Genomic DNA, 21,607 nt, shown 5'->3' with positions numbered 1-21,607 from the left:
TTGGTTTCCATACGTCTGATGCACTTTTCTGGTTCAATTCGGCAGAGAATCCTACCATGTCACGAATCGTAGAGAGTATAATACAGCGACCGCAATGCGCGCGAAGGGACTCTCTTCTCCACTGAATTGCTGTTGAATCCAGGACTCCTACCAGTTCCAATTTGTGAGCTGATTTTGAATCGAGGTCTCACATGCCTGCCAGCCAAATGAACATCGCTCCAGCACTCAAGTTTGTGTCACTGAAAGTTGCAGCTCTGATTATTGCGATTTTCAGTTTTGCGATCTGTCTTCCACAAGATGCAGAAGCACAAGGTGCCGGGAAGTCTTACCCACTCGTCTACGGGTCGACTGGTCGCCCGTATGGACCGACGCAGGCACATTATCAATATCAGCTGAGGTACGGTCGACCTTGGCATGGGGGGAAGGGGCGAAGGTCTCGCAGTTACTCTGCGGGAGGATACTTCTCCGGGTATGCTGGAGGAGCGTACTTGCCAGTTTACGGGACTCCCTACGCCCCTGCCTATTACGGATTGAATACTCCGATTTATGCCACTCCAAACGTGATCTACCCCGGCCCTGTTTACTCTCAATTTGGTGCATACGGCTATTTCGGATTGATGCCAGGAGTGCCGACGATCAATCACGTTCCGTTTCAAACGGGAGGTGTCGGGCAGACGATGATCGGGAGAGGGTTTCAACCGGACCCGTTTCTTCCTCAACATGAATTTCTTCCTCAGAACAATCCTTTAAATGCTCCGATTGAGCCCGAGCCTATTGTTGAGGAATCAACGCCTCAGCAACGTGAACGTGCATTGCGATTGAGAGTGCTTGGAGATGAAGCTTTTGCAATCACGGATTATCGAAAAGCAGGGGAACGTTATCGAGAAGCAACTTCAATCGCTCCTGATCAGGCAGATGCTCGGTATCGATTGGCAATTTCCCTGGCTGCACGAGGCCGCTTCGAAGAAGCTGTCGAACAACTCAAAACGGCGACGACTCTCGATATGGAATGGCCATCGAGTGGAGTGACGCTGGATGAACTTTATGGGCTTGATGCCCCCAACAACGACTTGGCCAAGCGTGATGAGAAGAACCGTGTCAAGACTCGCATTGCCGAATGGACCAATCGCGACGTTCGCGACCCAAACCGGCTTTTCCTCCTCGCTGTCGTGATGATGTTGGATGGAGACGTCCGGGCCAAAGGTCTTCTGGAAACTGCGATTCGTCTAAATGGGATCGAACGACACCTCATTGCCTTCTTGACTCCTCTTGTTGATCAGGAGGCAGTTGCCGGAGCAAATCAGGAAGCACCGAAATCGCCGCGGGTGTTCGAGCGCGGAAATGATGCGTCTGGATTCATTCCTCCAGCCCCTGAACCAAATCAAAATCGAGGTGAGATAACAGGCGAAGAACGCGCTCGTCGAGTCTTTGAAAAGACTCCCGACGCCATCCCCGCTGTTCCCGAAGAACTCAAGAACGCTCCCTCAACTCCGAAACCGCCAGCAGCGGAGCCGCCAAATCCAGACCCACCAAAGCCGATTCCAACTATTCAGGAGCTTGGGAAAAAAGGTCCAACTCTTCCAGCACGTCCGTGAAGTCGTGGCTTCCGTGCGAACTTGAAAACATCTGCATGCTTGCGGTCGTTTGAATTGTTCACTTGTTCTCTAAAACATGATCGAGACGCAAGTGGAGAGGCTGTAAGATGCAGAACGCCGGCGAAGCATAGTCAGAATAGTCAGAGCATTTTTTCATGGAAGCGATGTTAATCGGTTCGTTGATCGAGGTACTCGTGAAGAGCTGATTCCCATGTTCGCAGCGGATTCTGTAACACGGCTTCGAGCTTGTAACAGTTCAGCAAGCTCATTGCCGGTCGACGTGCTTTGGTGTGGTACTCAGTCGAAGTGATCCGCACAACTTTTGTTGGCATCCTTAAATAGGCAAAGATTTCTTCTGCAAAGCGAGCCCATGTTGCAGCCCCACGGTTCGTCGCATGGTACAGCCCGTATGAAGTTGTAATTGCCAGGTCGCAAAGAGTGACAGCTAAGTCATGAGCGTTTGTAGGCGTACATTTCTGATCGTCAATGATCCGCAATTCCTCTCTTTCATTTCCAAGACGGAGCATTGTCTCGACAAAATTGCCTTTCCCAGTCCCTCGCCGTGCTGCATGTCCATACAGCCCGCAAGTGCGAACGACGAAATGCTTTGAACATAAACTGCGAACGAAATACTCACCAGACAGTTTGCTCATTCCGTATGCACTAACAGGTCCGGGAGTGTCCAATTCGGTCCAAGGTGTTAATGAAGACTGGAGTCCGAAGACGTAATCTGAGCTGATGTGGACAAGAGACTTGTCACGCTTTTGGCATTCGATCGCCAGGTTCCGAGGCCCGAGCGCATTGACACGGTAAGCAACTTCTGGCTCGTCCTCTGCCTGATCAACGAAATTGTACGCAGCTGCGTTAAACACGATGGTTGGATTGAACGTGTCCAGCTGGCTCGAAATTGACTCTGGTGATGTGATGTCGATTTCTGCACTGCCCAGTGCAATCGCATCATCCCCTAAGATCTCCTGCAGTGCTCTTCCGAGTTGACCATCTGCTCCGACGATCATCGCTTTCATAGAATTTCGTCCTCCGACGGTTCAGGCACATCGTCTGGCGGATCTTCTACGAAATCCGCAACTTCAGTGACGTTGAAACTGGTTGAGAGATCGTTTCTCAAACGAAGTTGGAGAGCCTCGTTCGGGAGTTGATCGACAACTTTTTCCATTCTTGACTGTCCCTTATTGATCAAGCCGATGTGGCAGACAGGTTCCCCGGGGGCTGTCATGGGAAGTGTGGTCATACCCAGAATGATACCATCTTCCGTCGATTCAATCACTTGCCGAACTTGCCCTAATAAACTGGATGTAGTCACGATCGGTGATCCAGTGCTGACAAAATCTCCGGGAGCAACATGAAATTGCAAAAATCCGGCTGTGTCTGAACGTACCCATCGCGTGGATTCAATGATAGTCCGGTAAGGTGGTACTTCCACTTCCCCATCGATCATTCCCAAAGAAATGAAAACGTTCTTCAATCCACGGACGGATTGCTCGGTGACGGACGATTCTACTTTCCAGACTTCACCTGCTTCCAGAATAAAAGTCGGGCAACCGGCGTCGCACGCGGACCGGCGTAAGCTCCCTTCGGGGCCTGCATCATTGATTGTGAGAGGACATCCGAATGCGTGCGTCAGTTTGACCAAATCGGGATTCGAGAGATCGGCGCGCACGTTTGGAAAGTTTGTTTTCCGTACCGATGCTGTGTGCAAATCGATTCCAAAATCGGAACGAGAGACGATTTGCTCGAATACAAATCTGGCCATGCGGCTGGTTTGGGAGCCCTTCGCACTTCCTGGGAACGAACGATTTAAATCGCGGCGATCCGGGAGATATCGCGAATGGCGTTCGAAGCCAAGCACATTCACTACGGGAACCAGGATCAGATTCCCTTTCTTTAATTGAATGGACTCTTCAGTGATCAAACGGCGAATTGCCCCGGTTCCATTGATTTCATCGCCATGAACTGCTGCGGTGATAAAAATTGTCGGTCCAGGTTCGATCCCTCGACGTATCTGAATCGGAATGTTTAAATTCATTCCGCTGTAACTCTCCGAAAACCGGACCTCAACATCCTTAGTTTCCCCGGGGGAAACGATCACGTCGCCCCAACGGTCAACTGTCAACTTTTCGTGATTCATTGAATTTGGTTATTCCACGGAACTGAAGAGATTCAAATTTTCTGTAACTATACTGTTTCTTTAGAAAGCGTGCGTCTTGCTGGGAGGGTGAATTCTTCGGCTTGAGATCACTTTTGGAAGTCTTGCAAGTTTCTCTTGTCTGTGAAGTTTCTTTTCATGTGACGAATCGCAAATTTCAACAAACCCCAACGTGAATATTTTCATTACTGAGTCTGAAGCCTGAAATTGCTCTCTCAAGCGTTGAGAAAGGAGTTCCTCCAGAGGTTTTCGGACTGGTTCTAGTGAAAATGCTGTTCGCCACGAGGCAGAACCTGCAAGCCAATTCGAAAGATGCTTTAGTTCTACCAAAAACTCAAGAAGCCTTCGAACTGAGAAGCCGTTGTCTCTGTTCGCCAAGTGGCTAACATGTTGCAATGAAATCAATACGATCACGGATCTCTTATGCAACTTTCGTTGGAACAAGTCCGGGAAATGGCTCCCGATGAAAAATCTGTTATAGCTGCGAACAAGATTGTCTCGCTGAATCACTGGAATTCACCCGGCTTAAGCGACGTCGCAATTTGGGGGAAATGCGCAGGAGGTCGATATCAGGTTCGTGTCGATCTTCAGAATCTGGGCTCTCATTGTAACTGCCCGAGTCGGAAGTTCCCATGTAAACACGTTCTGGCACTGTTGATGCTCTTTACATCGACTCCGGATGCGTTCGAGATCACTGATTCACCAGAGTGGGTTGCAGACTGGATTCAGAAGCGGCGTCAGCGCGAGCAACAGAAATCTGCAGGAAAAGTTCAGCCCTCGAAACCTGTCGATCCGGAAGCACAGGCGAAACGTATTCGTGAGCGAGAATCGAGAATCGCAGAAGGGCTCCAACATTTGATTGTCTGGATGGATGATCTGATTCGGAATGGGGTCGCTGGATTGGAAGCTCAGCCATTTCACTTCTGGGACACGCAAGCCAGACGCCTTGTCGACGCCCAGGCAAAAGGGCTGGCGTCACGAATTTACAGACTTGCGGAGATTCCAAACTCTTCTCGCGACTGGCCAGAGCGGTTGACGAATGAACTTGGTCGAACCCGATTACTTGTTCACGCTTATCTGAATCAGGGTGAACTCTCTCCCAGCTTGCAGGCAGATGTTCGACAACTGATTGGGTGGACCGTTTCTCAGGCCGATTTGCAAGCCTCTGGAACTGAAATTGAAGACGACTGGTTCATCTTCGGGCAACGCGTCGAAGATGAAGACCGCTTCACAACGCAACGTAGTTGGGCAGTGGGACGCAAAACTCAACAGGAAGCACTTTTTTTGCAGTTCGCGCCAGGTAAGCAAGGATTCTCCGAATCGATTGTGCCCGGGACATGCATCAGTGGCAAACTTGTTTTCTATCCAGCAACAGTACTGCAAAGAGCCAAAATTTCAGAGCGAAGCGAGGAGCAGCACGTTTCTGCCATGGATCTGTTCTATCTCGATTCAATCGAAGACTTCCTTGACTCCTATGCCGATCGACTTGGCAGAAATCCGTGGTTGGCGAGTTGCAGTTGCCTGCTGAAAGAGGTTTCAATCGCGCAACACAAAGGGGATTGGTACTTGAGAGATAAGCACGGATATGGGGTTCCTTTTAAGTCGCTGGAGACGTACCGCATCCTTGCGATGACAGGTGGGCAGCCGGTTCATGTCATGGGGGAATGGAATGGCAACTTCTTCTCTCCTTGGAGCTTGCTTGTGAATCAGCAATTCAGGATTTGCTCATGAATGAACTTTTCAAAGCTGCTTTGGTTGGCACAAGAAAACTGCCAGTTGTCCCTCTGGATGATTCATTTCCGACAGATCAAATTGCAACTTCACACGAAGCCTTGAGTCCTGAATCCGACCTGCTGCTAAGGATCGGACGTCGGTCGATCTATGAATTAGCAGGCCAGCCCACTGTTCATGTTGCCCCATTTCCGGCAGCGCCGAGCGTTGAATCGAAGATCTGGTCGAAGCGCTTTCTCCAGGTGATGCACGCGGCACTTGGTCAGTCGCAATCCAACGTTCTTATAGAATTTCTAAGAGCTCTCGATGAGCAGGGTCTTAATATTCCCGATAGCATTCTTCCGGATTTATTCAATACAAGTGAGCCAGAACTACGGCAGGCAGTTCGCCCAGTCATCGACGAACGAGGGGTTTGGCTGGCAAAATTGAATCCGGAATGGGAATGGGTTCTTGATGCTGAAATCAATGAGGCGGTCGATGTTAGAATTCTTGAAGAGCAGTGGAATGAAGGGACGATTCCACAACGTTGCGAAGTGTTGACGCAAGTTCGTCTGCTCGATGCAGAACAAGGGCGAACATGGTTACTGAACTGCTTTAAGAAAGAGAAAGCGGATGTGCGGCGTCAGTTCCTTGAGCGAATGGCTACCAGTCTTAGCGAACACGATGAAGAGTTCCTGGAGTCTGCTCTTAAGGATCGCAGCAAGTATGTAAAACAAGTCGCGGCCGACTTACTTGCTAAAATTCCAACTTCAAATCTATCTGCTCGACATCAACAGCGAGCAACACAACTTCTTGAACGAATTCCCTCAACGGGATCTCAGTTGAAGCTCACCTGCCAACCTCCTCAAGAATTACCCAGGGATTGGGAGGAGGATGGAATCCCTGCGTCAGCTTCGGGGGCTCAAGGAAAGCGAGCTTTTTGGACAGAAGAGCTTGTCTCTCGTATTCCTCCTGCGAACTGGACAACATTCTTTGAAGCTTCGCCCTTGGAACTCATCAACGCGGTTCTGCACGACGACTTCTCCCACTCAGTGATCACCGGTTGGACTCGATCGGTGGGAGCATGCGACGCCTCAAATCTCGAGACGATCGACTGGGTAGAGCCGCTGTGGAAGTACTGGTCTGCAATGACTCAGCACCCACATGCTGTTGTTCAAGATCAGGCAATCGCCATGCTGGAAACGCTCTCTGTTTGGTTTGAGCAATCGAAACTGGAACGTGCAATCCTGCAATTGGTGCAGGATCAACCCGATCCGACGAACGCTCCAATTTCTCGGCTTCTCCCGTTCATTGGGACTCCTTGGTCAAGTTCATTCGCCAAAGAGTATTTACGGATCACACGTGGACTGGTTGGTTCACGCACAGACAGATCTGTCATTCATTGGTTAAATTCACTCCCCGCTGCCGCGACTGCAATTCCGAAAGAGGCGTTCGAGATCGCACAGGCTCCTTGGCGAATCCGGGATCAAGCTATTCAATCCTGGCAGGTCTGTGAAATCGAACGGCTGATTTCACAGTTTGCTGAACGAATTCAGCTGAGAGCGGCCTTCTATGAAGAACTGGAGTCGCTACAGTCGGACACGAACCAGTGATCCCGGTTTTGTGTGTGGGGACTTTATTCCGCGCACTTTTTTCGCGCTCTCTTCAATGCCTGTCGTGCTCGTGTTAGTCGCTATCATGTCTCCCAAGACTGTCTGCCACGAGGCAGGTAGAGCGTGAAGATCCTCTTGGATTTTCAGCTGAGAGCCTGATCAGGCACAGACTTGAGGTCAGTTTCTGCCGATTGAATCGAAGAAAACAGTGAGATCAGTCTCTGAATTCTGACTCTACCTTCGCTGCATTTGAAGGTGGTTGAATTCCACGAGTCATTCACGATCTTGATGTCTAGGCCTTGCTCTGTTTCTTAAGTTATTGATGGTAATATGGTTACGTATTTTTTGTTGATGTAACTGTTGAGTTTCATTCTTAAGACGATTTCGGTCGAAGATTCTTGCCGGCAAGAAACATCTTCGATGGAGACGATTTTTCAAGGGAGTGACAAGTTTAACATTGACTTTATGACCAGATGGCGAGATGATTCACTTAACAGCGTTAGTGGTTCTGGCCCGTATCACTAACGCTCAGAGCCTCCCAGGTCAGGCCCGTCCTGGTGAGGCTCGTTTTATTTCTTCACTGCTTGTTTCTCTGCAGCGACTCACTTTTCTTTATCCATCAAGTTCTACTTGCGCTAATTCATCTTTAATGAGTCTCTTGTGTTAGAATTCCCGAATGGCCGAGCCCGTCCAAGTCTGTGGGATTCACACAGTGACTCGTCGCGAACTGCAGTGTTCAACTTCTCCTCCGGTTACTGAAGCAAACCGAAGATTGGTCTTAACGTGAAGATTGGTCTTAACGTATTGTCTCGTGGCGAGTCGCGATTCGTTCGTGGAAACGATCCTTGCGGGGAAGGGCCGATCAGAAATCCTCAATTGAGACCAGCAAATGCTTCACCGACTTCTTGCTTTGTTTTTTTGTATCGTCACGCCCATCTCAGCCGGCGAGAAGCCGAACATCATACTTGTGATGTGCGACGATTTGGGCTGGGGCGATATCCAGGCGTTCAACCCGGACTCTAAAATTCAAACTCCTCACTTGAATGAAATGGCCCGAGCGGGGTTGAAGTTCAATCGATTCTATTCAGCCGGATCGGTTTGCAGCCCAACACGTGGATCGTGTTTAACGGGACGGCATCCGTATCGATACGGAATTTACAACGCAAACACAGGACACATGAAACCGGAAGAAATCACCCTCCCCGAGATTCTCAAGGATCAAGGTTACACAACGGGGCATTTCGGGAAATGGCATTTGGGAACACTGACGACAGTCGTAAAAGACGCCAATCGTGGCGGGCCGCGTGGAAAGAAGCACTTCTCGACACCGCAAATGAACGGCTACGACCGCTGCTTTGTGACCGAGTCTAAAGTTCCGACATTCGACCCGATGATCAAACCTAAAGGTGGCACGCAAAAGGGATGGGACTTTATTCAAGACAAGTCTCTGGCAGTCAACTATGGAACGCATTACTGGGACGAGAACGGAAATGCCGTCACAGATAACCTGGAAGGTGATGATTCGAAATTGATCATGGACCGTGCGATTCCTTTTATTCAGAAGGCTGTGAAAAGCGACCAAAAATTCTTTGCTGCCATTTGGTTCCATGCTCCACACCTTCCGGTCGTCGCGGGAGAAAAACATGTCACTCCGTATAAGAAATTCACTAGCTACGAGAGAAATTACTATGGGTGTGTGAGCGCCATGGATGAACAAGTCGGGCGTTTACGGCAAGCAATGCAAGATTCCGGCGTGGCAGAGGAAACAATGATTTGGTTCTGTTCTGACAACGGGCCTGAAGGGCAGAGCGGGCAGGCTCCCGGTTCGGCCGGACCATTTCGGGGAAGGAAACGTTCGCTTTACGAGGGAGGCGTTCGAGTTCCTGGAATCCTGGAATCCTGGAATCCTGGAATGGCCGGGACATGTGACGCCCGGCACGGAGACAGATTTGCCAGCAGTCACCAGTGATTATCTTCCGACGATTCTTGATCTTCTTGAGATTGAATTTCCCGATCAGCGACCGTTAGATGGAATTTCACTGCTTCCATTACTCACCGGGAAGCCGATGCAAGTGAGAGATTCTCCGATAGGATTTCAATATCGAAACTCACAATCCTGGGTCACTCAACAATTCAAACTCATCACAACCGACAAAGGGAAGAGTTGGGAACTATACGATCTCATCGCTGATCCAGGCGAGCAAAGAGATGTTTCTGCATCGCACGGGGAACTCGTCAAAGAAATGTTTTCGGACCTGCAAAAATGGGTTGCGTCTTGCAAAAAAAGTGACGAAGAAGAAGACTATTAACGAATCTTCGAACATCAGAGTCTTTTCAATGCTTGTCGCGTCTGTGAAGCTCACTTTCACCGCATGTGTTGAAAATGGTTATAGCAAGCAAGCCCTACTCAAAGAGGACAAAATGGCACATTCAGGTCGTAGAGACTTCATCAAAACTTTGGCACTGGGAGTCGCTGGAGCCACAACTGTCGGCGCAGTCTCCAACTCCAATTTCGTTTCCGCCCAGGGAAAAAATGAGCAAGCTGTCTCTCTCATTCAATCGGGGAATACAATCCTCTTCCAGGGAGACTCCATCACTGATGCAGGTCGCAGCCGCCCCGAAGCAGGGAAACCGAACAATCAAAAAGCTCTCGGAAATGGCTATGCCTGGATGGCTGCATCGCAACTGCTGGTTGGGATGCCAGAGGCTCAGTTGAAAATCTACAATCGAGGGATCAGCGGAAACAAGGTTTTTCAGCTCGCTGACCGATGGGATAAAGATTGCCTGGAACTTAAGCCGGACGTGCTGAGTATTTTAATTGGTGTCAATGATATATGGCATCATCTCAGTGGAAGATACGACGGAACCGTGGAGACCTACGAGACAGACTTCAGGGCATTGCTCGATCGCACAAAGAAGGAACTCCCCGAGATCAAGCTGGTGATCTGTGAGCCGTTCGTTCTCAAGTGCGGTGCGGTCGACGATAAATGGTTCCCACTCTTTGATCAGTTTCGGAAAGCTGCTTCCAAAGTCGCTGGAGAATTTCAAACGGTTTTTGTTCCGTTTCAGTCCATGTTTGATGAAGCGATCAAGTATGCCCCTCCAGAGCACTGGGCAAAAGATGGAGTCCATCCCTCACCGTATGGGGCACAATTGATGGCCCATGAGTGGGTGAAAACGGTCAGCCATGCTCATCCAGGTTGAGAAGAGGATTTTACGGCTTGCCGTCTGCCTGATGGTCACTTTTCTGACTTCATAGACTGATCGCCATGAGGCAGAACGTGAGGGCCAATCTTGAATTGGTTCGAAAACTATTTGAAGAACCAGTCCGGAACCTTGCGGAATCATGACTTTTCTCAGCGTTAGAGAGCACAAGTTCAGGTTTCAGGATCAGTTCAAACATGTACGCGTTCTGCCTCGTGAGTCAGTTTGATATTTCACATGAGATTGACACTCCGCAGGCACAAGAAACACGAAAGTGATCCATTCGAAAAATGGCTGAAGAAATCTTTGATGTTTGCGATGAATGCGATCAAGTGATCGGGCAGGCTCCGCGTGCAGAAGTTCACGCACGCGGTCTGCTCCATCGAGCTGTCCACATTTGGATTTGGCGATCCGATGGAAGGTTGATGGTCCATTTGCGGTCGGACACGAAAGATCAATTTCCGAACTTCTACACATCATCCGCGTCAGGTCATCTCGATGCAGGAGAGGATTACGAACAGGCCGCGCACCGTGAGCTCAAGGAAGAGCTCGACCTTGCCGGAGAGCTGACTCGGTTGACAAAGCTTCCTGCTTCTCCATTGACGGCGAACGAACACTCAGTTCTCTACGAGATGATCACTGACGAACCACCAAAACCTGACCCGGGAGAAATCGCCGAGGTTGAGTACTTCACACGCCAGGAGTTGCTCCAACTTCTCGATACGAAACCAGACAAATTGACTCCACCGTTTCGGGCTTTACTCGAATGGTGGTTTGAAACTCAAAAGTGACAGGCGGACTCTGTTCCAGAAATCTGAGATTGCTGGTCTTCAACAATGCCGAGTTAAAGATTTACGAAAATCGCTGAAGACGCAGGAAATCAATCGGCAATTCTGTTTCGTAATCAATCGCTAAATCGGAAAGGACTTTTCCGAGAATGGAAGCAAATTCAAAACCGTGCCCACTGAACCCAGCGCCGAAGGCAACGTTTTGGTAACTCGGGTGCTGGTCAACAATGAATTGTTGGTCAGGGGAGATCGTGTACATGTAAGCCGAATGTGATTCCGGAGTGACCTCAACATCGGGCATGACTTCCTGCAGAAATTTTGCAACCGGCTCCAAATCTTCGGCATAAAGCTGGGTGTCTAATTCGTTCGGATCCGTGACGGGATCCCCGTCTGAGTGCTGGCAGACCTTGATGACCTGCCCGTCGAGACAAGGGAATCCGTAGAATTCGCCATAGGGCATGTCAAAGAGGAATCCCGATGAGCCCATGCTAAAGTCGTAAGCGTCAGAAGTGACTGGGAACCAGAACATCAACTTCCGTAAAACATCCAGCCGCGGAAAGTTCTCGATGTTAGCCAGCAGCTTCGGCGACCAGGCCCCAGCTGTGATGATTAAAGCGTCTGCTTCAAAGGTTGTCTCTTTGGTCCAGACTTTGACCTGATCTCCGTCCGACTCCCAGTGCGTCACCGCTTCGTTCCACTGAAATTCAACGCCACGTTTCTCCGCCAGGCTCGTCAAGACATCGACACAGTCTTCAACATGAAGCACGCCACCATCGACCTCGTAGACGACATCATAACCGTCCGGAATGTTGAAACCCGGGAATCGATCTTCAAGGTCAGTTTCTGAAATGTCTTCCAGGTCCAATCCATGGGTTTGTGATGCTGATCGAGTTCCTGCAATGGCATTACTCTCAGGGCTTCCAGCCAGCATCAATCCGCAAGGAGAGATCAACTCGCGTTGTGAAATCTCTTCCAGTTTGACCCAGAGTTTGTACCCCTGTTGCAAAAGCGGGATCGAATCGGGATGTTCAAAGTACGCTTTTCGAATGATGCTCGATTCACCATGTGAGCTTCCGCGACGGTGACCTCGCTCAAACTGTTCCAGAACCAAAACCTTCTTTCCACGTTTGGCAGCGTAATAGGCGGCACTTGTTCCAAATCCGCCCGCACCAATCACAATCAGGTCATATCTCGACATCGTCACTTGCCTTCTGGGAAACTCTCATCGATAGAAGCGTCACTCTAGTCGTTCAGTTCTGATCCTGACAGACGAATTTCTTTTCATTTCACCAAGAGTAATATTCACACATCAACTGGAACAACATCCTGCCGGATCTCGATTTGTTCAGGCGCTCGGTGCTTGGATTGGTTCAGCAGATATCACGCTTTCAATTCGAGCACTCTCGCTGATTCCGGGGGGCGATATTGATCGCTGAAAGCACGAACGCATTCTTAGTGGAACCGGATTTCTTTTTACCATCCACTCGCTTGATGTGCATCAAAGCGGATTGATGATACGATGTGGGCGTCTCATTTGGAGCCAGAGATTTTTTAATACTCTTATGCCCGGGAAGAGTTATGCCCGTGAAGAGTGCCTAAACTATTTTATAGACCGCTTACCATGAGGCAGGACGTAAAGAACACCATTGGAATGGCCTTGGAGGGAATCACCGTGTCGCACCGTCTGTTTTATATTCTCAGCTTGTCGATTTTTCTCGTTGGATGTGCGAAGGATTCCTCAAATTCTTCGGAAGCCGATCCGAGTGACAAGACTCCGGACAGTTCTTTGATGGCAGGGCAGGGGATCATGGTCGGTGAACTCACTGATCAATCTGCGTTCGTGCAAGTCCGCCTGACGCAAGGGGACCAACTCATCGAAAGAGATCTTCCCGGCGTTCCCGGGGTTGTGAAATTCACGCTCTCTCAAGGGGACACACAGATCGGCGATGCGGTCACTGTGCAAGCTTTGGAAACTTACGATTTCATTGCCCGTTCGGTTTGGGATGGACTTTCACCCGGGACCGAGTACACATGCAAGACAGAAATCGGGGCTGATGAAAACTCACTCCAACCTGGCCCTACGGCAACCTTCAGCACTCTGTATGGGGCTGAACTGAATGAGCCGCTCAGCTTTGTGGTGGTTACCGGAATGAATTTTGCGAAATTTCATGGAGACGATCGCATTGATTTAGAGCAACACAAAATTGAAAACAATCGTGAACTCCCGGAGCCGTACTCTGGCCCAGACAAACATCTCGGCTATCCCGCACTGAATACGATTCTGAAGAAAAAGCCGCTGTTCTTCGTTGGGACGGGTGACAATGTCTATTACGACACCCCGGATAATCCGCGAGCAGAGACGGTGAAAGAGCTTCGCCAGAAATGGCATGAGCAATTTCGTCAGCCACGATTTATTTCTCTTTTCGCAGCTGTTCCCACGTACTGGGAAGTCGACGATCATGACTACCGTATCGACGATGGAGACAATTCCGGTGATTACAAGCCGACTCCAGAAACCGCCCGCCGTATGATGCTTGAGCAACTTCCGATCGCTGCTCACGGTGACGAGAATGTAAAAACCTATCGGACACATCGCATCAGCAAAGATCTTCAACTCTGGTTCACAGAAGGCCGGATTTATCGAAGCGATAACGCAGCTCCCGATGGGCCGGAGAAGACAATTTGGGGGGAGGAACAAAAAGAGTGGTTGAAGAAAACGCTTGTAGAAAGCGACGCTGCGTTCAAAATTTTGATCTCACCAACTCCCATGATCGGCCCTGATGATCTCCGCAAAACTGATAACCATACAAATGTCGGCGGATTTCAACATGAGCGAGACGAGTTTTTTGACTGGCTGAACGAATCTGGCGTCGCCAAGCAAAACTTTTACATCGTTTGCGGAGACCGGCACTGGCAGTACCACTCGATCCACCCCAGTGGAATTGAAGAGTTTAGCAGTGGGGCTCTGATCGATGAGAATTCGCGTCCCGGTCGATTACCTGGAGATCCAAAATCGACAGACCCGGAAGGGACGATCAAACAACCTTATTCACAGCGAGAAGCGTCCGGAGGTTTTCTGGAGATTCAATTAACCCCTCAAAGTGAAACAGGATCTAGCAAGCTTGCTTTCCTTTGGAATGACGAGCATGGAGAAATTCAGCACGAAGAAGTCAAAACTGCTGACTGAATCAAAGCTGGGCAAACAAGAAAAGAGTCACTGCGATCGATCTCATAGCGTTCTGAATTGCGTTGTGAGACTGGAGGCTTCAAACGCACAGAGTGCACGAGGAAGAACCTGCAAACCAATTGGAAAGATGATCTAGCGTTTTCTGTTTTTCCGAGCACGACGACGTTCCTTCTTGCTCATCTTGGGGGAATCGTAATCGTCGTAATCTTCGTGGTCCATATATTCATCGACATGATAATCGTCTGAATAATCTAGATTTTCTGGCTCAGCTGGAACGTGCGGCTGCTTGGGGGTTTCTGGGGGATCGATACGTGTCGAGTTGCCCAACACCCGTTTTCGTTTCCGCCCTGAGGCTGTCCTTGAGTCGGTGGCAGATGTCTCAGTTTTTTCAGCGGACACGTTCGGTTTTGGATTCTTCTGCGGAACCGGTTTTTTAGCCTGTTTTGAAGGTTTTGGGGTATTTGAACTTTTCGGCTGTTTGGCTTCGGTCTTCTTTTCGGCCTGCTTGGTTTCTTTCTCCGCTCGCTTGGCTTCTTTTTCAGCTTGTTGTTGCTTCAGACGTGCTGATTTCGCAGCCTCTTTTTCTTCGCGAGCTTGTTGCTGCACTTGTTGTTTTGCTTCTTTGGCTGCCTTGCGATCAGCCTCTGCTTGTTCTCGTTTGGCAAGTTTATCAGCCTGCGCTTTCTCACGAGCCGCTTTCGCTTCTTCTTTTCGCTTCTTTCGAGCTTCCAGCTTCTCTGACTTTGAAAGTGATTTTTGTTTCTGCTTATCTGATTTTTTGCCGTTGCGTCGTGCCAGGATGACTCCGAGCTTCCCACGGATTCCAGCAGTTCTTTCGTGGAACCAGTACATTGTTCGTTTCAATCGAGACAGTCCTCGCGGAGCCGCTTCATTCGTCACATGGACAACGAAACGTGCATGGAAGAGAAGCGAAAATGCGATCCAGAAATGCCAGAGCGATGTGACAGCTGCTACTGCGAGTTCTCGAATCGGTTCGGAGAGAGACAGGTCGAGCCCAAGGTTCAATCCAGCGACGCTGAGACCGATGATCAACGCAATGTTCCACAACACTCGGCTGCTTCGCGAGTGCCGCATGTCCAGAGAGAGGAGTTGGTGAAGTGCCATCACGCATACGGAAAACGGAACAAACCAGTACAAAAGTTCTGGTCTCCAACTATGAATTGGCCAGCGTTCATAGGCAAGTTGTGCAAGTGGTTCATGAATTCTCAGGCCTGTCGAGACGCAGGCGAGGGCCCAGAAACTGCCAGCCCAGGCCCAGATGCGATATCGACCGCTGAAATCTTTGCGACTCCGCGAGCGATACCACCAAATGGTAAAACACAACTGCGCGGCCAGCATCAATGAGAGAACGCTAAAAAGTTGAAAGGCGTTTCCATGAGCGGGAGAAAGTAAACGCTCGATTCCGTTGAGGGAGGGCTCTTTGATGTTGATCCAGACGAGAGTGGACAAAATCGAAAAGCCAATGACCGCAAAAGCAATCACTTTCCAGAGTGCACTCGGAACAAGACTCTCGTCAGCGACGACATCCGAAACCAGCCTCACCTTTTCCGGTTTCGACTCCGTTTCGGAGGACTTCTTTGTCTGTCGTTTTTGTTTAGAAGGTTGAGACGCAACCTCCTCGGTCGACTCCTGAGCCAAACGGCGACGGCGACGATCATCCAATGAACGAGAACCTGCAAATTGAGCGGTCATCCTGCCGCGATATCTCTTTAGAAAAAATTGATTTGAGAGACTGGAAACTTGAACCTGTCCGAAAACCTCTGGAATCGCTGCTTTCCTCAACGTTTGAGAGAGCAACTTCAAGATTCAGAGTCGGTTTCGGGAGCAGTGCTAGAGTTTCTGAAAGCTGGACCTTCCTGGTCCCCATGAGAATGACATCGGCAAATTGGCCAGTGCGCTCCAAGGACTCTTAGGCCTAGAATCGGTTCGAAAGGGACTGGAGACGAGGGCATCGAACGAATCACACAATACGCGACGTTGACCCATTCCCCCTATCTTGACAGTTCGGTTATCATAGACTCTTACGGTTTTGCGTCATGGCGTATCGCTCCTGCAGAGTTCGTAGCAAAACCTCCCCATTTAGCACCTTTTTCTTGACTATTCCCTTCTTGGCGGCACTAATGAGATCAACAACAGTTGATTTGCGTTGTAAATCTGACGCAAAATTTAAGATTCCTTTCAATCTAAAACCAGTCCGGAAACTTGTGGGATTTTCACTTCTCCCTAGAGCTTGAGAGAGCAAATTCAGGTTTCAGGATCAGTTCTAAAAACATTTCTGTTCAGTAAGGCTCTTTGATTCCAGTGGGACGTTCTTCTTTTTCACTTCCTGGTCGTTCAACTCGCCGTAGGCGAGTTGCGATTGCGTTGAATCATCAGCCAACTGAAAATCCAACCAAAGGTGATGACGAGTTACCTCCCGTGGTTGAGGAACCAACTGTTATTCCTAAGGCGTTTGACCCCTCCCATCCCGGTCCAAGTGCGCTCTATCAACGCCTTCAGCATGATGAGCCAATGACTTGGATTTTTTCCGGCGATTCGAATTATTGCTCGGCATTTCGCTCCTCACAAACATTCCCTCGACTCGTTGCTGACTGGACGAAGACGGAGTTCGGCAGGACGAATGAAATTTTTGTGAATGCCACCTACGCTCATGCCCATTTGGAGCATGTGAAAGTACAAATGAAAGATCGTTTCGCGACGTTCGCCCCGGATGTGGTGACCCTGGTGTGTGGCTTCGCGGATTGTGAAAGTGGCGTCGAGAAGTGCGAGGAGTTTGAGCGTTCGCTGATCGGAATCATCAAGCAAATTCAAAATTTCGGAGCGATGCCGGTGGTCTGTACTCCGCCATATTCTGAGTACGAGGATGATTCGGCGGAGCAGATTGACCGTTTGATATATCTCGAAGCGATTCGGGGATGTGTCGCAGAGTATTCCGGAATTCTGATCGACCACTGGGATCATTGGGAGCAACACCCCGAACGAGGATCATTCTGGGATGCAAAGCGAAACGCGCCAACAGATGCGGGAATTCTGGAGATGCAAAAGCTCTACCTGAAAGAACTGGGAATTGATCAACCTAAATCATTCGTCGTTGGGAGTGATGCTGCGACAAGCGAAGCGATCAATACTTAGAGCAGTTTGCTCCACCGTGTGCCCGTGAAAAACGCATTTCTCCAGTAAAATGCTGTTCGCCGCGAGGCAGAACCTGCAAACCAATTCGAAAGATGCTCTAGGAGCCCAGAAGAGTCATCGTCCAGACATTCCCGTTGATCGTTGTGTTTTGCTTGAGGTTCGATAACGTGGACAGGTTGTGGTAGAGGAAATTCAACTTGGCTAGCAATGGAGTTGCCACGATGGCTGAAAAAAGTCGATTGATTCTTACGCTGAAAAATCAGCTCTTGATCGTTCTCGCTTTGTTTAGCCTCTCAGCGGAATGCACGGCACAGTTCCAAAATCGACGCAGGCAAATGTTCCAACCGCAAGGTGATGGGACACGTTTCTATCTCGACAGGAATGGAGTTCCGGATTGGGAAGAAGACGAGGAGTTTCCCTCGGATGTTTTTACGTTCGTGCGAATCCGTTACAACGCGATTCAGGGTGATCGAGGCCGCTGGCGAACAGACTATCCGGACAGTGACTTGAATCTGTCGTTTCGACTTCAACAGCTCACCTCACTCAAAGTGAATCCCGATCCCATTGTCCTGGAACTGACCGACAAGCGGTTATTCAATTATCCCTTCGTCTATTTCTGTGAACCGGGGGGAGGTTTTAGTCGTCGTGGTGGATTCGGAGGCCATGGAGGCTTGAATTTCACTCCTGAAGAAGTGAAGGAATTTCGTCGCTATCTCATCAATGGTGGCTTTGCGATGTTCGACGATTTTTGGGGAGAACAAGAGTGGTACAATTTTGAAACCGAAATCAAGAAGGTTTTTCCTGACCGCGAAATCGAAGACATCCCACTGGAGCACCCCATCTTCAACTGCGTCTACGAAATCAAGGAAAAACCGCAAGTCCCTTCAATCAATGCCGCGGTTCAAGGACGGCCATACGGGATCACCTGGGAGCGTGAAGACGCGCAAGAAGTTCATTATCGCGGCATCTTCGATGACAAGCGTCGGCTGATGGTCGTGATCTGTCATAACACCGACTTGGGAGATGGCTGGGAAAGAGAAGGCGAAAACGAATGGTATTTCCATGAGTTCTCAGAGAAAAAAGCTTACCCCATGGGCATTAATATCATCTTTTACGCGATGACCCATTAACCGGCCATTTTATCACTTGATGCCGCCTCATGGCATCACAGTTCGTTGATGGAACTTGATCGAATCCTACGAATCTGCAATGCTTGATCCCATCAAACCACCCACCAATTCCATCGGAGGCTCCGATGCCGCATCTGAATCCGCTTGAGAAATCTCATTCCCGCCGTAAGTTTCTTGGAACATCTGCATTAGGAGTGATGGGATTCGGAGCAACAAACATTAGCCGTGCTGTCGACAAGAGTTCGACCGGTCGGCCTAAGAAGTCTGTCATCTATGTTTTCCTCTCCGGTGGATTAGGGCAACAGGATAGCTTCGACATGAAGCCGACTGCTCCCGATAATATTCGCGGTGAGTTTCTGCCGATTTCGACTGCGACACCGGGGCTGCAAATTTGCGAACATTTGCCGATGCTCGCCCAACGAAGTGAACGCTGGTCTCTCGTCCGGAGCCTTTCGCACACGTACAACGAGCACTCGCAAGGCCACATGGTGATGCTTTCCGGGCAAAGTAAATTGCCAACAGGGTTTGATCCTTCACGACCGAAACCGACTGATCATCCCTCAATGGCTGCGATTATTGGTGCATTGCTTCCGGACTCTGGAAGCCTTCCCCCTGCAATTGTCTTGCCTGAAAGATTGATTCACCGCACTGGTCGAGTGGTTCCCGGACAGTTTGCGGGAGTCATGGGAGCGCATCGGGAGCCTCATTTTCTGGCAGCCTCTCGCTTCAACGCACTCACATACGGAGCTTGGCCAGAGTTCGGATTTCATCATCAGCGAGGTGGTGAACTTGATAAGTCACTGAAGTTTCAGACGCCGATCCTCGCACCGCCTAAAGGAATTGATGCGACTCGATCAGACCGTCGGTTGCAACTTCTCGAACAGATTGGCGGAGTCCGTCCTCTGCTTGACCAACTCCATGAAACAGACGCTTTGGAACGGTACCAGAGTCGGGCGATTACCATGCTCTCCGATCCGAAAATGCGGGAGCTTTTCAACGTCACCGATGCGCCAGCTGAAGACCTTGACCGGTATGGGCGGAATACTTTTGGTTGGTCGTTGATGTTAGCGAATCGACTGACCCGTGAAGGAGTCGGATACGTTCAGGTGAATCTGGGCAACAATGAAACGTGGGACACACATGGGAACATGTACCCGAATCTGAAGAATTATCTGCTACCACCATTCGATGCTTCGCTCTCAGCGCTTCTCGATGATTTACACAATGAGGGTCGTCTTGATGACACCTTAGTCATCGTCGCGGGAGAGTTTGGTCGGACTCCAAAAATCTCGCTTCTTCCAAGTGCATATGCATTACCCGGCCGCGACCATTGGGGAGCTGTGCAGACAATGTTGATCGCTGGTGGAGGAGTCTCTGGAGGGCAGGTTCTCGGTTCCACCGATAAGCATGGTGGATACCCAACGAGCGACAAGCAAACTCCCGACAACTTCGCCGCGACGATTTACAAGACACTCGGCTTTTCCCGAAACGCCCACTGGTACGATCTCAGCAACCGACCAATTCCGCTGTTTAACGGCGAGCCTATTCCACTTGGATAGAACCAGAAGTTGGGAAGCAGAGCCCTGTCGACTACCAGACTCTCACTGCGATCTCACTGGGGGCAATCCCTCTATTTCGCATTCATCTGGATCGCATCAATCTGTATAAACCATGCCTACGAAGTTCGCTTTGTGATTTCATGGATGCAATCCACAAAGAAACAACGTGACATGAGCTTGAATGACTTCTATTCGAGATCCGGGAGCGGTGGCTGGTATCCGTACTTTTCGTAGGCATCTCGGAATTCTGTGTAGATTTCCTTCGCCAAGACTGGATCGGGGTCGAATTTGTTTTTCTTATAGTTTTTCAGCTTTTCGACCTGTGGTTCAACCGCCTTCTTCATTTCATCGACGTGATCAAGGTTTAGAGAGGCATAAATTTTTTCCATCTCTTCGACAGGTTCAGCTGCCAGGCTTTCGTATCTCACTTCGTGCAGATGACCTTCAGGGATCAATTGCTTGTCTGTCTGGTATCGGTCAAATGCAAGTCGGTACAGCCGCTTCACTTCCTGTTCAACATCTTTGAAAATGGGGCGTCCCAATGTGTTTTCTTGAATCATTGTCCGCCGCAGGTGGCAAGTTGAATTGAAGACGTCCAGCGGGTTTCGATAGATGTAAACGAATTTTGCGTCGGGATACATCTTCAGAAGTGTTTCAATCCGGTAAGTATGCGAAGGTGACTTCAGGACGATTTGCTTTTTCGAACGGACAGTCAACTTTCGAACGAAACGATCCAGCGCATCTTTCCAGCGTTGTTTCTTCGCTTCAGGAAGCGATTCAACATGCAGCGACGGAATATTTTCATCAACGTCGTGAGGGTATGCGAGGAGAGAGTAGGGAGAGATGAGCGTCAGAATGCACAGAGCGACTTCATCTTCCTGCGGGACATCCCATGCGACTGGCATGTTGTCCATCGGTCGGCTTTTCGGCACGAAGGGAGCAGTAAGCGTTGTGTTGATTTTCTCCGTCACCAGAAAGTGAGAAGGAAACAGCGTTTCGTACATGGTGGGGTACGAAAATTGAGGGTCGGAGGTCATCAGGTTATGCAGCAAAGTTGTTCCGCTGCGCCAGAATCCCAAAATGAAAACAGGTGGTTTTTCGAGCTTCACTTTCTTGATACGAGAGCCGTAGATCAAAGATTCTGCACCCGACATGACGGAGTTGTACAGCCCCATGAATGGGAGGAAAGCGATATGTCCGGCGCGAGTCCAGTGTAAGTTGGGCCCTTTGGAAAGCAGCTCACACATCCGAGGGACAGTCATCCCATGCCAGATCACTAAAGGTCCCTGGGAAGATTGTTTGGCTTTTGCACTTGTCGTCTTGGACATTCGCCGGTTCACCTTGTTGATTGCCTTTGCAGGCATCTTGAATTTGCCAATCTTTTCCAACGAGCCTCTTCCTGAGCTCACAGACTCGTGCTTCAACAAATTCGAGCGTTGAAGCTGAATTGTCGAGGAACTTGAAGGCGATCCAAACGCGTACTTCAAGCGTTATCAAAATGTTG

General features: G+C 49.6%; 16 protein-coding genes. 11 read left to right on the top strand and 5 right to left on the bottom strand.

Annotated features, from left to right (window positions below; translation table 11 throughout):
- The first annotated feature begins 191 nt into the window (after window positions 1–191).
- Window positions 192–1,595 carry a tetratricopeptide repeat protein gene (locus Mal48_RS10395; protein WP_145198684.1) on the top strand — a complete coding sequence of 468 codons (1,404 nt, stop codon included), beginning with the start codon at window positions 192–194 and terminating at the stop codon, window positions 1,593–1,595.
- Between the two features lie 167 nt (window positions 1,596–1,762).
- Here the strand turns inward: Mal48_RS10395 and rfbD are convergent, their stop codons facing one another.
- Window positions 1,763–2,620: a dTDP-4-dehydrorhamnose reductase gene (rfbD, locus tag Mal48_RS10390; RefSeq protein WP_145198682.1), complete on the bottom strand. Its 858-nt coding sequence runs from the start codon at window positions 2,618–2,620 to the stop codon at window positions 1,763–1,765.
- On the bottom strand, window positions 2,617–3,741 hold the full coding sequence (locus tag Mal48_RS10385; RefSeq protein WP_145198680.1) for a succinylglutamate desuccinylase/aspartoacylase family protein: 1,125 nt from the start codon (window positions 3,739–3,741) through the stop codon (window positions 2,617–2,619). The genes rfbD and Mal48_RS10385 overlap by 4 nt, the downstream gene beginning before the upstream one ends.
- A gap of 441 nt (window positions 3,742–4,182) precedes the next feature.
- On the opposite strand from Mal48_RS10385, the gene Mal48_RS10380 reads away from it, so the two are divergent.
- From Mal48_RS10380 to Mal48_RS10360, 6 genes are all read left to right on the top strand, one after another.
- Window positions 4,183–5,490: an SWIM zinc finger family protein gene (locus tag Mal48_RS10380; protein WP_145198678.1), complete on the top strand. Its 1,308-nt coding sequence runs from the start codon at window positions 4,183–4,185 to the stop codon at window positions 5,488–5,490.
- On the top strand, window positions 5,487–7,082 hold the full coding sequence (locus Mal48_RS10375; protein ID WP_145198676.1) for a DUF5691 domain-containing protein: 1,596 nt from the start codon (window positions 5,487–5,489) through the stop codon (window positions 7,080–7,082). Before Mal48_RS10380 ends, Mal48_RS10375 begins: the two co-directional genes overlap by 4 nt.
- An 889-nt stretch (window positions 7,083–7,971) precedes the next feature.
- Window positions 7,972–9,051, top strand: a complete 1,080-nt coding sequence (locus Mal48_RS10370) for a sulfatase family protein (protein WP_197442233.1) — start codon at window positions 7,972–7,974, stop codon at window positions 9,049–9,051.
- A complete protein-coding gene (locus Mal48_RS23240; RefSeq protein ID WP_197442232.1) occupies window positions 9,032–9,391 on the top strand; it encodes a sulfatase/phosphatase domain-containing protein in 360 nt (119 codons plus the stop codon). Before Mal48_RS10370 ends, Mal48_RS23240 begins: the two co-directional genes overlap by 20 nt.
- A gap of 28 nt (window positions 9,392–9,419) precedes the next feature.
- Window positions 9,420–10,286, top strand: coding sequence for an SGNH/GDSL hydrolase family protein (locus Mal48_RS10365; protein WP_197442231.1), 867 nt, complete (start codon window positions 9,420–9,422; stop codon window positions 10,284–10,286).
- Window positions 10,287–10,576: 290 nt separating this feature from the next.
- Window positions 10,577–11,077 carry an NUDIX hydrolase gene (locus tag Mal48_RS10360; RefSeq protein ID WP_145198674.1) on the top strand — a complete coding sequence of 167 codons (501 nt, stop codon included), beginning with the start codon at window positions 10,577–10,579 and terminating at the stop codon, window positions 11,075–11,077.
- A 61-nt stretch (window positions 11,078–11,138) separates the two neighbouring features.
- Here the strand turns inward: Mal48_RS10360 and solA are convergent, their stop codons facing one another.
- Complete coding sequence (solA, locus tag Mal48_RS10355; protein WP_145198672.1) at window positions 11,139–12,272, bottom strand: N-methyl-L-tryptophan oxidase; 1,134 nt, start codon at window positions 12,270–12,272, stop codon at window positions 11,139–11,141.
- A gap of 474 nt (window positions 12,273–12,746) precedes the next feature.
- On the opposite strand from solA, the gene Mal48_RS10350 reads away from it, so the two are divergent.
- Window positions 12,747–14,261, top strand: a complete 1,515-nt coding sequence (locus Mal48_RS10350) for an alkaline phosphatase D family protein (RefSeq protein ID WP_231739980.1) — start codon at window positions 12,747–12,749, stop codon at window positions 14,259–14,261.
- A 132-nt stretch (window positions 14,262–14,393) separates the two neighbouring features.
- Here Mal48_RS10350 and Mal48_RS10345 read toward each other — a convergent pair whose 3' ends face one another.
- Window positions 14,394–15,974 carry a hypothetical protein gene (locus Mal48_RS10345; RefSeq protein WP_145198670.1) on the bottom strand — a complete coding sequence of 527 codons (1,581 nt, stop codon included), beginning with the start codon at window positions 15,972–15,974 and terminating at the stop codon, window positions 14,394–14,396.
- Window positions 15,975–16,646: 672 nt separating this feature from the next.
- Here Mal48_RS10345 and Mal48_RS10340 point away from each other — a divergent pair.
- From Mal48_RS10340 to Mal48_RS10330, 3 genes are all read left to right on the top strand, one after another.
- A complete protein-coding gene (locus Mal48_RS10340; protein ID WP_145198668.1) occupies window positions 16,647–17,414 on the top strand; it encodes an SGNH/GDSL hydrolase family protein in 768 nt (255 codons plus the stop codon).
- A gap of 335 nt (window positions 17,415–17,749) precedes the next feature.
- Window positions 17,750–18,544: a DUF4159 domain-containing protein gene (locus Mal48_RS10335; RefSeq protein WP_197442295.1), complete on the top strand. Its 795-nt coding sequence runs from the start codon at window positions 17,750–17,752 to the stop codon at window positions 18,542–18,544.
- Window positions 18,545–18,669: 125 nt separating this feature from the next.
- Window positions 18,670–20,103, top strand: coding sequence for a DUF1501 domain-containing protein (locus Mal48_RS10330; protein WP_145198664.1), 1,434 nt, complete (start codon window positions 18,670–18,672; stop codon window positions 20,101–20,103).
- 188 nt (window positions 20,104–20,291) lie between these two features.
- Here Mal48_RS10330 and Mal48_RS10325 read toward each other — a convergent pair whose 3' ends face one another.
- Window positions 20,292–21,431, bottom strand: coding sequence for a sulfotransferase family protein (locus tag Mal48_RS10325; protein ID WP_197442230.1), 1,140 nt, complete (start codon window positions 21,429–21,431; stop codon window positions 20,292–20,294).
- Window positions 21,432–21,607: the final 176 nt, after the last annotated feature.

It is taken from the genome of Thalassoglobus polymorphus (assembly GCF_007744255.1).
Classification (GTDB): Bacteria; Planctomycetota; Planctomycetia; order Planctomycetales; family Planctomycetaceae; genus Thalassoglobus; species Thalassoglobus polymorphus.
Note: the sequence above shows the minus strand (reverse complement) of the source record. Positions and strands in the feature narration are given on the sequence as shown.

What these genes read in the sequence shown, in the direction of transcription:
- Mal48_RS10395 (WP_145198684.1), top strand. Translation starts at nt 192, where the DNA reads ATGCCTGCCAGCCAAATGAACATCGCTCCAGCACTCAAGTTTGTGTCA.
- rfbD (WP_145198682.1), bottom strand. Translation starts at nt 2,620, where the DNA reads ATGAAAGCGATGATCGTCGGAGCAGATGGTCAACTCGGAAGAGCACTG.
- Mal48_RS10385 (WP_145198680.1), bottom strand. Translation starts at nt 3,741, where the DNA reads ATGAATCACGAAAAGTTGACAGTTGACCGTTGGGGCGACGTGATCGTT.
- Mal48_RS10380 (WP_145198678.1), top strand. Translation starts at nt 4,183, where the DNA reads ATGCAACTTTCGTTGGAACAAGTCCGGGAAATGGCTCCCGATGAAAAA.
- Mal48_RS10375 (WP_145198676.1), top strand. Translation starts at nt 5,487, where the DNA reads ATGAATGAACTTTTCAAAGCTGCTTTGGTTGGCACAAGAAAACTGCCA.
- Mal48_RS10370 (WP_197442233.1), top strand. Translation starts at nt 7,972, where the DNA reads ATGCTTCACCGACTTCTTGCTTTGTTTTTTTGTATCGTCACGCCCATC.
- Mal48_RS10365 (WP_197442231.1), top strand. Translation starts at nt 9,420, where the DNA reads ATGCTTGTCGCGTCTGTGAAGCTCACTTTCACCGCATGTGTTGAAAAT.
- Mal48_RS10360 (WP_145198674.1), top strand. Translation starts at nt 10,577, where the DNA reads ATGGCTGAAGAAATCTTTGATGTTTGCGATGAATGCGATCAAGTGATC.
- solA (WP_145198672.1), bottom strand. Translation starts at nt 12,272, where the DNA reads ATGTCGAGATATGACCTGATTGTGATTGGTGCGGGCGGATTTGGAACA.
- Mal48_RS10345 (WP_145198670.1), bottom strand. Translation starts at nt 15,974, where the DNA reads ATGACCGCTCAATTTGCAGGTTCTCGTTCATTGGATGATCGTCGCCGT.
- Mal48_RS10335 (WP_197442295.1), top strand. Translation starts at nt 17,750, where the DNA reads ATGTTCCAACCGCAAGGTGATGGGACACGTTTCTATCTCGACAGGAAT.
- Mal48_RS10330 (WP_145198664.1), top strand. Translation starts at nt 18,670, where the DNA reads ATGCCGCATCTGAATCCGCTTGAGAAATCTCATTCCCGCCGTAAGTTT.
- Mal48_RS10325 (WP_197442230.1), bottom strand. Translation starts at nt 21,431, where the DNA reads ATGTCCAAGACGACAAGTGCAAAAGCCAAACAATCTTCCCAGGGACCT.